Annotated in this window: 6 protein-coding genes; 5 read left to right on the forward strand and 1 reads right to left on the reverse strand. The window is 45.7% G+C overall.

Going from position 1 to position 14,006, the window contains the following annotated elements; translation table 11 throughout:
* Position 1 precedes the first annotated feature (1 nt).
* From AC5ZC7_RS10125 to AC5ZC7_RS10145, 5 genes are read left to right on the forward strand one after another with little or no spacing between them, the layout of a single operon-like run.
* Positions 2-1,879, forward strand: a complete 1,878-nt coding sequence (locus AC5ZC7_RS10125) for a RagB/SusD family nutrient uptake outer membrane protein (RefSeq protein ID WP_496159425.1) — start codon at positions 2-4, stop codon at positions 1,877-1,879.
* 55 nt (positions 1,880-1,934) lie between these two features.
* Positions 1,935-4,745, forward strand: coding sequence for a SusC/RagA family TonB-linked outer membrane protein (locus AC5ZC7_RS10130; protein ID WP_496159424.1), 2,811 nt, complete (start codon positions 1,935-1,937; stop codon positions 4,743-4,745).
* 31 nt (positions 4,746-4,776) lie between these two features.
* The gene (locus AC5ZC7_RS10135; protein WP_496159423.1) at positions 4,777-6,546 is read left to right on the forward strand and encodes a RagB/SusD family nutrient uptake outer membrane protein; all 1,770 of its coding nucleotides are present in this window, start codon (positions 4,777-4,779) and stop codon (positions 6,544-6,546) included.
* A gap of 48 nt (positions 6,547-6,594) precedes the next feature.
* The gene (locus AC5ZC7_RS10140; RefSeq protein WP_496159422.1) at positions 6,595-7,545 is read left to right on the forward strand and encodes a DUF5627 domain-containing protein; all 951 of its coding nucleotides are present in this window, start codon (positions 6,595-6,597) and stop codon (positions 7,543-7,545) included.
* Positions 7,546-7,572: 27 nt separating this feature from the next.
* Positions 7,573-9,720 carry an endo-1,4-beta-xylanase gene (locus tag AC5ZC7_RS10145; protein ID WP_496159421.1) on the forward strand — a complete coding sequence of 716 codons (2,148 nt, stop codon included), beginning with the start codon at positions 7,573-7,575 and terminating at the stop codon, positions 9,718-9,720.
* Positions 9,721-9,776: 56 nt separating this feature from the next.
* Here AC5ZC7_RS10145 and AC5ZC7_RS10150 read toward each other — a convergent pair whose 3' ends face one another.
* Positions 9,777-13,886 carry a two-component regulator propeller domain-containing protein gene (locus AC5ZC7_RS10150; protein WP_496159420.1) on the reverse strand — a complete coding sequence of 1,370 codons (4,110 nt, stop codon included), beginning with the start codon at positions 13,884-13,886 and terminating at the stop codon, positions 9,777-9,779.
* Between the last annotated feature and the right edge of the window lie 120 nt (positions 13,887-14,006).

The raw sequence follows: 14,006 nt of genomic DNA on the forward strand, positions 1-14,006 counted from the left end.
TATGAATAAATATATAAAGGTACTACTGGCTACTGCCGGTATAACCGCCACGTTGGGACTGGCTTCCTGCAAAAAATTCCTCGACAGGGAACCTCAGTCTATTGTATCAGCAGATAATGCCTTTAAGACTTTCATCGGCTTTCAGGGATATACCGAAGAACTCTATCATTGCATACCTGATTTTACCAACGCTTACTGGACAAATTCCTGGAATTGGGGAGAAGATGAAATACAATCTACCGCACGGGATTTTCACTTTATTATAAAAATAGATAACGGTGATTTCTGGGGCTGGCAATCACAGTTTGATGGCTGGCAGGCAGGTTGGATGGACCGGAACAATACCAGCACCAATGACGATCGTTTTGCAAAATCATTGTGGAAGCTGGGTTGGTATGGCATTCGTAAAGCTAATATGGGCCTCGAAAATCTTAATAAACTCACCGATGCCACGCAGGAAGAGAAAGACCTGATTAAAGGGCAGTTGTTGTTTTTCAGGGGCTGGTTTCATTTTATGTTTATCCAGTATTTTGGCGGCCTGCCTTATATTGATAAAGTACTTCCGGGCGACCAGAAGTTAGCACTGCCCCGGCTTAAATACAGCGAATGCGCAGATAAAGCAGCAGCTGATTTCAGCGAAGCGGCAAAACTGCTGCCGGTGAACTGGGATAATACTACTGCCGGAAAAAGAACGTTGGGGAAAAATCAGCTGCGCATTAATAAGATCATGGCGCTGGGTTATCTCGGGAAAAATTATCTATGGGCAGGAAGTCCGTTGATGAATTATGTGTCGGGTGGCAGTAAATCATATAATGCCACTTATTGCCAAAAGGCCGCCGAAGCCTTTGGCGAACTTTTACAACGCTGCGAATCCGGCGATGCGCCTTATAGCCTCGTAGATTTTTCAAAGTACTACACTAATTTTTACAGCGCTGGCCAAAACTGGTTAATGCCCGGCAGCACAGAAGCGATCTTTCGCGGTCCTTACTATGGTGCACACGGTTCTACCTACGGTACCGCAAAACAATATGGCCCTGCACTGCTGACAGAAGAAGCCATCACCTTTGTGCCCACTGCCAACTATGTGGATTATTATGGCATGGCGAATGGGCTACCTATCAAAGATGCCACAAAGGCGGATCCGGAGTCGGGATACGATCCGGCATACCCCTGGAAAGGAAGGGACCCACGCTTTTACAATGATATTGTTTTCGATGGGGTGAAATGTGTGCAAGGTGCTACAACAGATGAAAAGAACCGCTATGCAAATCTTTACACCGGCGGCAGTTACCGGGATATCAGCAGTGGCAGCCGTTCCGGTTATTTACTCTACAAATTTATCCCGATGACCGCCAATAGATTTGATAACGGCTGGAGTTATGATAAGGCGCTGAATATACACCTGCCTTACATGCGCCTGGCAGATGTATACCTGATGTATGCAGAGGCAGCGGCGGAAGGTTACGGAACACCGGTGGGTAAATCCGGTAACTATACCAAAACGGCTTTGGACGCCATCAATGTAATCCGTGACCGCGCAGGAGCGGGACATGTAGCTGCACGCTTTACGGGTGCGTTGGATGACTTTATGAGCGAAGTACGGCGCGAACGGGCCGTGGAGCTGTCTTTTGAAGGTCATCGCTTTAATGATTTGAGAAGGTGGATGCTGCTGATACATAGCCCGTATACCCTGAAGAAATCTGTTGAGTTTGACCGGTCGTCAACATTTAGTACTGCCGACCCTAAAAATAATAAAGTGCTCAACTTACGGGAGGCTGTCATCCTGGAACGCAAGTATTCCGAGAAACATTATTGGCTGCCGCTCAAAAATGCCGATGCCAATATGTACCTGGAGTTTGCACAAAATCCTGGATGGTAAAACGTGCAATTCCTACATGTATCGTTTACGCTAATTTCAAAAATTCATGAATCAGATGAAAGCATTAATAGCCGCAATAGTACTGACAGGCTTCATGCCAGTGCTGCAGGCACAAGATACTTCCGGCATTACGATATCAAATGCTGCTGACAATAATACGGCGCAGGTGGCATTCCGCAAGTTGAACAAAAAAGATGTACTGGGTGGTATTGCTGTGGTAGATGTATCGGCACAAATGACACAAAACTACATGAACTATAGCCTCGAAAATATGGAGAGCTGGGCCAATGGCTTTAATGGCAATAGCATGTGGGGAATGGGTAGCTACCTGTTGGTTATTGATGGTGTACCCCGCGATGCCACCAATGTATTACCCACCGAAATAGCACAAATCTCCTTTCTCAAGGGTGTCAATGCAGTGGCCTTATACGGTAGCCGGGCGGCCAAAGGCGTGGTATATATTACTACCAAAAGAGGGAAAGCCGGTAACCAGCGGATTGATGTAAGAGCCAATGCCGGGATCAACGTGCCCAAAGCATATCCTGCATACCTTGGATCAGCGGAGTATATGACGCTTTATAATGAAGCTCGCCGTAATGATGGACTCACGGAACTGTATAGTCCTGAAACTATTTATCAGTACGCATCCGGGAAGAATAAATACCGGTATCCTGACGTAGATTATTATACAGATGAATACCTTAAAAAATTCTTTAGCCGCTACGATGTAACGGCAGAAATATCCGGCGGAAATAATAAAGCACGTTATTATACCAATATCGGCTATCAGAATTCCGGGTCATTACTCAATTTTGGAGAGGCACGCCAAAATGGGAAATCGGATCGCCTCAACCTGCGCGGTAATGTAGACGTTAACCTGAGCGATTATATTTCCTGTAATGTAGATGCCAGTGCTATTTTTTATACCGGAAGAGGCGTCAATACTGATTACTGGAGAAGTGCAGCTACCCTACGTCCCTACCGTTTTGCACCGCTCATTCCTTTAGACAGGATAGAAGCAGACGATGAAGCATCCAATGTGCTGGTGAAAAACAGTAATCATATTATTGATGGAAAGTATTTGCTGGGAGGCACGCAATTGGATCAAACCAATCCCTTTGCCGCCATCTATGCCGGTGGCAACAACAAGTATATCAGCCGGCAATTCCAGTTTAATACAGGGGTGAATGCGGATCTGAGAAATTTGCTGAAGGGACTTTCCTTCCGCGCCACATTTGCCGTAGATTATAATACCTCTTATAACCTGGCTTTTAATAATAACTATGCGGTATACGCTCCCACGTGGAATACTTACTCCGGCAAAGACCTAATCAGTAGCCTGACACAATACGGACAGGATGCAACTTCGGGGGTACAAAACGTGAGTAATAGCTGGTATCGTCAAACGATCGCCGCCACCGGGCAGTTTAATTACCTGAACACCATCCGTGATAAGCATCATCTTTCTGCTGTTTTATTGGTAAATGGTTTCCAACAATCAGAATCCGCGGTATACCACCGTACCAGCAATGCTAACCTGGGTTTACAGCTGGGCTATGATTTCAACAATACCTATTACATAGATTTTAGCAGCGCCGTGATTCATAGCGCGAAACTGCCGGAAGGAAACAGAACGGCTTTTTCTCCAACAGTGTCGCTGGGATGGCGACTTAGCAATGCTCCTTTCCTGCGTGGAATATCTGCAATCGACGACCTCCGTTTGACAGCGTCTGCAGGGATATTGCATACAGACCTGGATATTGCCTCTTATTATTTGTACCAGGGAGTATATACCACACAGGGAAGCTGGTTTGGTTGGAAAGATGGTACAGGCGTGCAGGCTACAGAGTCGCGCCGGGGTGCCAATCCTGACATGCGTTTTCCCAAAAGAGAAGAAATCAGCATCGGCCTGGATGGTTCCTTCTTCCATCAGTTAATAAAACTGCAGGGTAATTTCTTCGTCAATAAAATGACCGGCAACATCATCCAGCCAGATGTATTATATCCTTCTTATTTCACTACCGGATTCCCATCTTCCTCTTTCATTCCCTATATCAATTATAACGACGACAAACGCGTAGGGCTTGACTTCAACCTCAGCTTCCAGAAAAAGGTGCGGGAAGTAAGTTATACCATCGGACTGGTAGGCAGCTATTATAAAACGAAGGCTACCAAACGTGCGGAATTGTATGCGGACAACTATCAATATCGTCAGGGTAAACCACTGGACGCTATATGGGGTTTGCAAAATCAGGGATTTTTCCGTGATGCAGATGATATAAAAAATTCACCCACCCAGGCTTTTGGTGAGGTGAAACCAGGGGATATCAAATATAAAGATCAGAATGGAGATGGCGTTATTGATACGCGCGACGAAGTATACCTGGGCCGTGGTGGCTGGTTTGGCTCTCCGCTGACATTGGGAATTAACCTGAGTGCCAAATGGAGAAACTTCTCCTTCTTTGCACTGGGCGTAGGACGCTTTGGCGCATATGACATGAAAAATAGTTCCTGGTTTTGGGTAGATGGAGAAGACAAATATTCCGCCGTGGTCAGAGACCGCTGGACGCCTGAAACAGCACAAACGGCCAAATACCCACGCCTCACTACGTTTGCCAGTGATAATAATTTCCGCAATTCAGATTTCTGGTTGTATAAAACCAATCGTATAGACCTGGCGAAAGTGCAGATTTCCTATGATATGAGCAGCTTGCTGGGCAGGAAAAAAGTGCTGAAAGAAATGGGGGTATATGTCAGTGGATTTAACTTACTAACGGTATCGGCTGAACGTAAAATAATGGAAATGAATGTCGGCATCGCTCCGCAAACACGTTTATATAACCTTGGTATAAAGGGATTGTTTTGATCTTTTTTTCGCATAATTAAGTTCCCGTTTTATGAAAAGAAATATTATCCTTTTGCTGGCCGGCCTTTTACTGTTGGCCGGGTGTAAAGATCTGCTGGTGCCGGAAATTGAAAATAACCGGGACCTGAATCCCAAAAAATATCCACCCAATGATGCTGCGATGCCATTTGGCATATTGCTGAACGGCTATAACCGGATCCCTACTAATTCCTGGTCATTTAATGATGTAGCCACCGATGATGCGGTAACAAATGATCAGACGAATGGTTTCCTGAAAATGGCGAACGGACAATGGACGGCCAATAACAATCCGTTGAATCAGTGGGCCAATGCCTATGCGGCCATCCAATATCTTAATATCACATTACGTGATGTAGATACGGTGCAATGGGTATCCGATCCTGCTGTTAGTAAATTATTTGCAATGCGGATAAAAGGGGAAGCTGCCGGCCTGCGCGCCCTTTTCTATTATCATTTGTTGCAGGCGCATGCAGGGGTGTCTGAAAGCGGTGCGGTGCTGGGTGTACCTATTATCACCACCGTGCAGGGATCGGATGCCGATTTCAATAAACCCCGGGCCACCTTTGAAGCCTGCATGAAACAAATTTATAGTGATTTGTCGGTAGCAGATGATATGCTGCCACTGGACTACGAAAATATTGGGAGTGCAGCGCTTATTCCTGCTAAATACGGCACTATCACAAAAGAACAATATGACCGTGCCTTTGGTGCCGCTTTCCGTGGATTTCTCACCGGGCGCATTGCAAAAGCAATCCGGTCAAAGGCCGCATTGCTGGCAGCCAGTCCGGCTTTTAGCACCGGTACTACCACCACCTGGGCAGATGCCGCCGATTTTGCCGGTGAAGTACTTTCACTGAAGGGAGGCGTAAACGCATTAGCTGCCAACGGCCTTACCTGGTACGCCAATGGCGCTGAAATTGCCGGGCTGGCGGATGGCGCCAACCCCGCTGAAATATTGTGGAGAAATAATTACGGCGACAACCGCGACCTGGAGCAAGCCAATTATCCACCTGGATTGTTTGGCAACGGACGCATCAACCCCACCCAAAACCTCGTAGATGCTTTTCCCATGGCCAATGGCCTGCCTATTGGAAGCACCGGTAGCGGCTATGATGCCACCAATCCCTATTCCAACCGCGATCCCCGCCTGCGCATGTTTATCCTGGTGAATGGTGGCACCGCGGGTCCGAATAATACCGTGATCAATACCGCCGCAGATGGCGGCACTAATGATGGCCTTAACATAGTAGGAACATCTACCAGGACTGGTTACTACCTGCGCAAACTGCTGCGACAGGATGTTAACCTGAATCCTAACTCCGCCAATAACCAACGTCATTACAAACCACATATCCGGTACACAGAAATTTTTCTCAACTACGCCGAGGCGGCGAATGAAGCCTGGGGCCCATTGGGAGCCGGTAAGTATGGATTCTCTGCGTATGATGTCATCAAAGCTATTCGTAAACGGGCTGGTATAGGCACTACTAACGGTGACGCCTGGCTGGAAGGAGCGAAAGCCAGTAAAGAACAAATGAGAGACCTGATCAGGAATGAACGGAGAATAGAATTATGCTTTGAAGGGTTTCGCTTCTGGGACCTGCGCCGCTGGAAAGTGAACCTGGGTGAAACTGCCAGGGGAGTGAGCATAAAGAATAATGTTCCCACTGTGATGAATGTGGAGAACCGGCAATTCCAACCCTTCATGACCTATGGTCCTATTCCCTACGGCGAAATACTGAAGTTTGGCGCTTTAGAGCAAAATAAAGGCTGGCGTTAACAGAAACACAGAGATCATTTTTAACTGATTTTTTGAAAAAGAGAAAATATGAAGAAGTTTATAATGCCCGTGATATTGCTGCTGCTGGCAGCATGTAATAAAGACGCAACGTTTCCGGATTACCCCTATCAAACGGTATACTTCGCTTATCAATATCCCGTGCGTACAATTACTTTCGGAGAAGATATCTTCAGCACAGAGCTGGATAATCAGCGCAAATGTAAAATCATGGCCACCACGGGCGGTGTTTACTACAGTAAAAAGAACCTGAATATTGGCATCTCAGTAGATAATTCCCTCTTGGGAAACGGCTTATTGTTTGGCGTCGGTAAAGACGAAATTTTGCAGATGCCGGCTAACTATTATTCACTGGCAGACAATAAAATCGTTATCCCCGAAGGTGCGCTGACAGGGGGCGTAGAGGTACAACTAACCGACGCCTTCTTTAATGATCCGAAGGCTATTAAAAATACCTACGTGATTCCATTACGTATCACCAACAAGGCAGGCGCGGATTCCATCCTGAGTGGAAAAGATTTTATCCTCTATGCTATTAAGTATGTGAACGAGTGGCATGGCAACTACCTGCGTAGAGGAAAAGATGTAGTGTCCGGAACTGTCAATCAAACCGTAGTGCGACATAAGGAATATGTGGAAAAAGATGAGGTAAATAAGTTAAGCACAAGATCCATGAAAGAACTGGAATTCCCGGTGGCATTCAAAGACAAAGATGGTAATAACGTGAACTGTACGTTATTGCTCACGTTCACGGAGGGCGAAAAATGTACGATTTCTTCCGCTACGCCCAATATCAGTGCTACCGGTAACGGACAATTTGTAAAAAGAGGAGAGAAGAACAGCTGGGGTAGCAAAGACCGGGATGCACTTTATCTCAATTACCAGGTAACATTGCCCGGTATGCAGGTGTCTACAACAGATACACTGGTGATGAGAGACCGCTCCGTTACCATGGAAACATTTACGCCCGTGAGCAAATAATTTTTATCCAACATTAAAGTAATTGGTATGAATCAACTTCATAAAATAGCCGCCGGTTTCCTGACATTTGTTGTGATAACTTCCTGCAATAAATATCAAAAACTGGAATTCAATGTAAATAAGCCTGAAAGCGTTGCTATACAGGAAGACATTGATGCTTATCCGGCGTTAAAAAGCTATATCAACCGCGCTACACAACCCGGATTTAAATGGGGCGTGGCGCTTGGCCTGCAGGAATACCTCGATAAAGGTGTGAAATACCGGCTGGCCAACCGGAACTTCGATGAAATTGTTTTAGGCTACGAAATGAAACATGGCGCCGTGGTACAGGCAGATGGAAGCCTGGAGCTGACGAAAGTGAAATCGCTCCTGCAAACTGCGGGAGAAGCCGGAATACAGGTATATGGCCATACCCTGATGTGGCATGCCAATCAGAATGCCAGCTACCTGAAAGGACTGATCTCTCATTTGCTGGTGACTTCCCCGGCATATCCCAATGATTTAAATGCCACCGGGCTAAAGGATAACAGTTTTACGAACTGGACCAAACTCAATGCCGGTAACGGTATTTCAGTAGTTACGGGAACGGGTATGGGAACGGGTAATAATGCCGTGGAGCTAAAGGCTAACGGAACCGCTACCGATTTGCAACTCGTTACGCCAGGAATTGCCATCAACAAAACCCATAAGTATGAAGTAGTCATGTATATCCGGTCAAATGTAGCCGGCGAGGGAAAAATTACCTTTGAAGGTTTAAATAATAATACACCGCTGGTAGACTGGACAAAATCCGGAACGCCCACAGCTACCTTCCCCACTGATATTTCGTGGAAAGAGATCCGTTTTACCATCAACGATTTTGCTGCCGACAATATTAAGCTGCATTTTGATATGCAAAATAAAGCTGGGGTATCGTATTATATTGATATCAACAATTTGTATGTATACGACACCCAGGGTACACCGCTGGTGAACAACCTGGTAACCAATGGCAATTTTGAATCCGGCGGCGGCTGGGGTGGCTGGGGTGGCAGTTCTAGCCGTGGTGTAACCGGCGATGGTATGGGGGTAGGAAACAAAGGCAAAGCATTTTATGTAACCAATCCGGCTAAATCGGCTAACTTCTGGGATGTACAAACCGTCTATGACTTTGCAGCACCACTGGAAAATGGCGCTACCTACGAGTTGAGCTTTTGGGTGAAGGGCACGGCACCGGGAATTATTCGCCCGGAATTGCAGAGTGCTAACTATTCATCCAATGGATTCGGACAAATACAGGTAACCACCGACTGGACATTGGTAACAATGTCCACTACCGCAACAACAAACGATAGAACGCGGCTCATTTTTAGCTATGGTGAATTTGCAGGCACCGTTTATATTGATGATGTGGTGCTGAAAAACGCCAAAGCCTCCGGCGGAAGTACAACCGTAGTGGAAAAAACGGCTGCAGAGAAAAAACATATCCTCACGGATGCCCTGGATAAATGGATGAGCGGCATGGTAGGTGCCGGTAAATCCGTAGTGAAAGCCTGGGATGTAGTAAATGAACCCATGGACGATGGTAAACCTTACGAGTTAAAAACAGGGGTGGGCAAAACGGATATAGCACCGGATGAATTCTATTGGCAGGATTACCTGGGTAAGGATTATGCAGTAACCGCGTTCAAAATGGCGCGTCAATATGGGAATGCTACAGACATTCATTTTATTAACGACTATAACCTGGAGTTTAACCTGGATAAATGCCGTGGCCTGATTGCTTATGTCAACTACATCGAAAGTCAGGGCGCCAAAGTAGACGGCATTGGCACCCAGATGCATATTGACATTAACGCCAGTAAAGATAAAATTGCAGAAATGTTTAAGCTGCTCGCTGCCACCGGGAAAATGATAAAAGTGTCCGAGCTGGATTTGGGGGTTGGTGTAAAAACAACCGCCGCCACAGCCGAACATTATAAAGCCCAGGCCGATATGTACAAGTACGTGATTGATAAATATTTTGAACTCATCCCCGCTAAACAACGCTATGGTATTACCATTTGGAGCCCGCTGGATAGCCCGGCCGGTTCCGGCTGGCGTGCAGGCGAGCCTGTGGGATTATGGACAGAAGGTTATGTGCGCAAGCTCGCTTATGCCGCAATAGCTAAGGCGCTTGAAGCGAATGCAAAGTAATAGCAATAATCAACAGCCCCCTTACCATCAGTAAGGGGGCTGTTTGTTGGTAGTCATTATTCAAAGGTCTTGTCTTTCTGCATCTTTGCTATAAATTCAGAAGGCAGCATATTGTATTTTGTTTTGAAGGATTTGGCGAAATAGTTAGGTGTGGAAAATCCCACCTGGTAGGCCACTTCTGCAATGGTGAGGTCACTTCCCTTCATTAGCATGGTGGCTTTTTCCAACCGGTAAGACCGGATATATTCTACCGGTGTTTGACCGGTTAATTCCAGTAATTTGTTGTAAAGAGAACTCCGGCTCATCCCCACTTCTTTGCTCAGACTTTCCACCGAAAGCTGTGCATCGTTCAGGTTTTCTTCCAGGTGGCTGGCTATCCGCGCCAATAATTTTTCCTCTGCGGATACATTTTCTATTTCCGGTGAAAGTAATTTTATTTGTTTGGTATAGGTGTTTTTCAATGTATAGTTAAGATGCAGGAGGTTTTTAATCTTCGCATGCAGTATGTCGAAATTAAATGGTTTGGTGATATAGTCGTTGGCACCTGTGGCCAATCCCGTCACCTGTTGATCTTCATTGGTGAGTGCCGTGAGCAATATCACTGGTATATGGCTGGTTCTTTTATCTGATTTCAGTTTCTGCAACAAGCTAATGCCATCCATTTCCGGCATGGTGATATCGCTGACGATCAAATGCGGATGTAACGACAAGGCTTTTTGCCAACCTTCTTTTCCATTAGTGGCTTCGATTACTTTGTAGTTCCTGCAGAGGTTATCTTTAAGATAGAAGCGGAAGTCTTCATTGTCTTCCACCAGCAATACAACGGACATTTCCGGATGATCAGGTAGCGTTTCCACCACAACTTCCGGCTGCTGTTCTGCCTCTTCGGGAGCTGGCAACAGCGGCGCAACCGGAGGCATTTCCTGTACCGGGCTTTGTACCGCTGCTTTTAAGGGAAGTTGTATAAGAAAGGTGGCGCCTTGCCCGGATTCGCTTTCTACTTCAATGGTTCCACCGTGTATTTTTATAAATTCCTTCGTAATAGACAATCCAATACCCGTTCCCTGGTTTAATATGGCAGAAGCGGTATCTGTTTGGAAGAAGTGTTCAAATATTTTTTCCTGCTTATCTTTGGGAATGCCAACGCCTGTATCTTTTACTATTATTTGAATCCATAATTGGCCGGTAGCGTCCATTTTTTTTGACTGTTGTAACTCCACGATAACAGCCCCTTTTTCTGGTGTAAACTTGAAGGCGTTGGAAAGTAAGTTGAAAAGAATACGTTCTATTTTATCATGGTCAAATAAAACAGGTAATGATACCGGGCCGCTGACAAAGGTAAATTGAATGTTTTTTCGCTCGGAAAAGTCGCGGAAAGAATCTGTTACCTCTTTGATAAAAGATACCAGGTCGCCTGTTGCCAGTTGTAATTTTAGCTCATGTTCTTCCATTTTCCGGAAATCCAGTAATTGGTTGACCAGGTTAAGCAGCCGCCGCGAATTTCTTTTGATCATGTTTAGTTTGTCGAGGCGGGGACTGATTTTCTCTTCTGTAATGAGCTGTTCTACCGGGCCCATGATCAGTGAAATGGGGGTTCTGAAATCGTGGCTCAGGTTAGTAAGAAATTTAATTTTAAGCCGGTCTATATCCTGCAGTCGTTTTACTTCCAGCCTTTCCTGTTCCAACAGGAATTTTTTCCTGATCCGCTTAATTCCGCGGTACCTGCTATATAAGAGTAAAAGACAGATGACGCAGCAGTAAAAGAGATAGGCATAAATGGTGCGCCAGAAGGGTGGGCGGACATATATTTTTATGGTGGTGTCCTGGCTGCTCCAAACACCATCATTGTTGCCGGCTTTTACATGAAAAGTATATTCTCCCGGGTCCAGGTTCGTGTAGGCAGCACTGTTAGCCATTCCGGCGTAGTTCCAGTCTTTATCAAATCCCTCCAGTTTGTAGGCATAATAATTTTCGGTGGGGAGCGTATAGTTGAGTGCTACAAAGCTGATGACGAAATTCTGCTTATAGGTTAGCCGGATATTATCGGCCACGGAAATATGGGATTTAATGGGACCATCTTCATCAGGGTGTATGGATTTATTGGATACCTTTAAATCTGTCAGCAATACTACCGGCGCATATTTGTTGATGGTTAAATCGGCAGGAGTAAAGTAGTTAATGCCTTCCAGTCCACCGAACATCAGATCCCCGTCAGACAAGCGTATGCCGGAGTTATGAACGAAGTTGTTATTTTGTACGCCATTGTAACGGTTGTAGTTCCTGAACTTTTTTGATTCCGTATGAAAACTGCTGATCCCCATATTGGTACTGAGCCAGATAGTACCACTTTTGTCTTCAAGAATTTGGTAGATGGTCACATTCTGCAATCCATCTTTTTCGCAGAAATTGATGAACTTTTGTTGCGTTTTGTCAAAAAGACTCAGGCCACCAAAGGTACCTATCCACATACGGCCTTTACTGTCCCGCAGTAGTGTTTGTACTTTATCATTTGGCAACAGGCTATTACTTTGGGTATAGATATCCCATTGCCCGGTACCGGGATGATACACGCCAACACCTCCGCCATGGGAGCCCACCCAGATATTGCCTGCTGTATCTTCCTCCACAGCCCTGATATAGCCGTTAAACGGCAGTTTTTTTTCATAGGGGAGTGCCGGATTGGGCTGAGGCGTATACCGGGCAATTACTTCGTCATTTTTGAGTACATCCAGGCCCGCTCCATTGGTGCCTATCCAAACATTATTTTTGCTGTCTTCCTTGATGCAAAAAATATCGTTGGCCCCAAGATGGTGGGGGGCAGTGCCTTTGGTGAGATATTTATAATGGCCGGTGGCAGTATTCCAGATCAGTAACCCCAACGCATAAGTGCCAATGTATAATTTTTTGTCGCGGGTATATTGGAGCGCCATAATGGACACTTTATTACTGTTTACCGGCAGCGGAATATCGATGGGGTGAACTTTACCGGTTTCGCGGGAGAAGTCAAACATCCCGCCGCCGTCGGTGGCAACAAATACCTTGCCCTCGCTGTTTTCCGCAAAGGCAGTGACAATGGACGACTGCCGGCTATTTTCATGGAAAGCAGTACCTGGTTTAAAATTAAAAAGATGCAGGTTTTTATCATATTTATTAATCCCACCCCTGAAAGTACCTAACCAATAGATACCCTGCTCGTCGTTATAAATACATCTTATGGATTTATTGGTGAGGCTATACGTGTTTTCATCAGCTGGAAGATAATAATCGGCGGTGTTTGTCCGGGTATTTAACAGCACCAGTCCTTCTTCTGTACCAATCCATAGCTGATGGTCCTTGTCCGGCCTGATGCAATTAATTAATTTATTGTCCAGGAGTGAAGTGGCAGGATAAGGGGAGATGCTGATGCCATCAGGTTGCAGCATATATAAACCGGTAGAGGTACCTACCCAGATTTGCCCATTGCTGTCGCCGCTGATAGTGCGGATATCATTATCCTGTGGGCTATATCCGGCTTTGTTGTTGTTGATCAGTTTTACAGCGTTCGAGGAAGGGATGTACCGGTACAAGCCGTGACCGGTGCCGATCCAGACTTGTTGTTTGCGGTCAACAAAAATGCAGCGGGGACTCACTTTGGCTTCCGGACCATCTTCCCCGGCTACCAGGTTGATTTTGGAAATATGATGTGTGCCGGGAACCAGCTTGAATAAATGCTCGTATTGTGCCATCCATATGTTGCCGGAAGTGTCGCTGGAAATACCCAGTATCACTGCATTAGGGGGCAGTTGTGGGGCATCTGCGTGGAGAGGAAAGTGGACAAAGGCATCTTTTTTACGGTCGTACAGGCTAAGCCCGCCACCACTGGTTCCGATCCAGAGGTTGCCCGCCTTATCTTCATGCAATGCCAGTACCTCATTGGCCCTCAGGCTGGAAGAGTCACCCTGCCGATGCCGGTACACCGTAAAGTGTGTACCATCAAATTTATTTAAACCATCATCCGTAGCAAACCACATCAACCCGTAATGGTCTTTCGTAATGGCATTCACCCCATTAGATACTAACCCGTCTTTCGATGTGAGGGAGGTGAAATTGAGACGGCCGGTTTGCGTCCATCCCGTTTTAGTCAGAGATAGTAAACAGCACAGGAAGGTGAATGTATGTTTAAGCATATTGGGCGATCATTAAAAAGCAAGATGTTGGTTGCGTAATATAAACGTGGTTCTTTATTCCCCAATTTAAGTATTGTAATGAAATTTATAATCATCATGATATTAAATTGCCCAAAGAGA

Source organism: Chitinophaga sp. 9-1-y (assembly GCF_059511905.2).

Coding starts and splice junctions, on each gene's coding strand:
- AC5ZC7_RS10125 (WP_496159425.1), top strand. CDS start 2: ATGAATAAATATATAAAGGTACTACTGGCTACTGCCGGTATAACCGCC.
- AC5ZC7_RS10130 (WP_496159424.1), top strand. CDS start 1,935: ATGAAAGCATTAATAGCCGCAATAGTACTGACAGGCTTCATGCCAGTG.
- AC5ZC7_RS10135 (WP_496159423.1), top strand. CDS start 4,777: ATGAAAAGAAATATTATCCTTTTGCTGGCCGGCCTTTTACTGTTGGCC.
- AC5ZC7_RS10140 (WP_496159422.1), top strand. CDS start 6,595: ATGAAGAAGTTTATAATGCCCGTGATATTGCTGCTGCTGGCAGCATGT.
- AC5ZC7_RS10145 (WP_496159421.1), top strand. CDS start 7,573: ATGAATCAACTTCATAAAATAGCCGCCGGTTTCCTGACATTTGTTGTG.
- AC5ZC7_RS10150 (WP_496159420.1), bottom strand. CDS start 13,886: ATGCTTAAACATACATTCACCTTCCTGTGCTGTTTACTATCTCTGACT.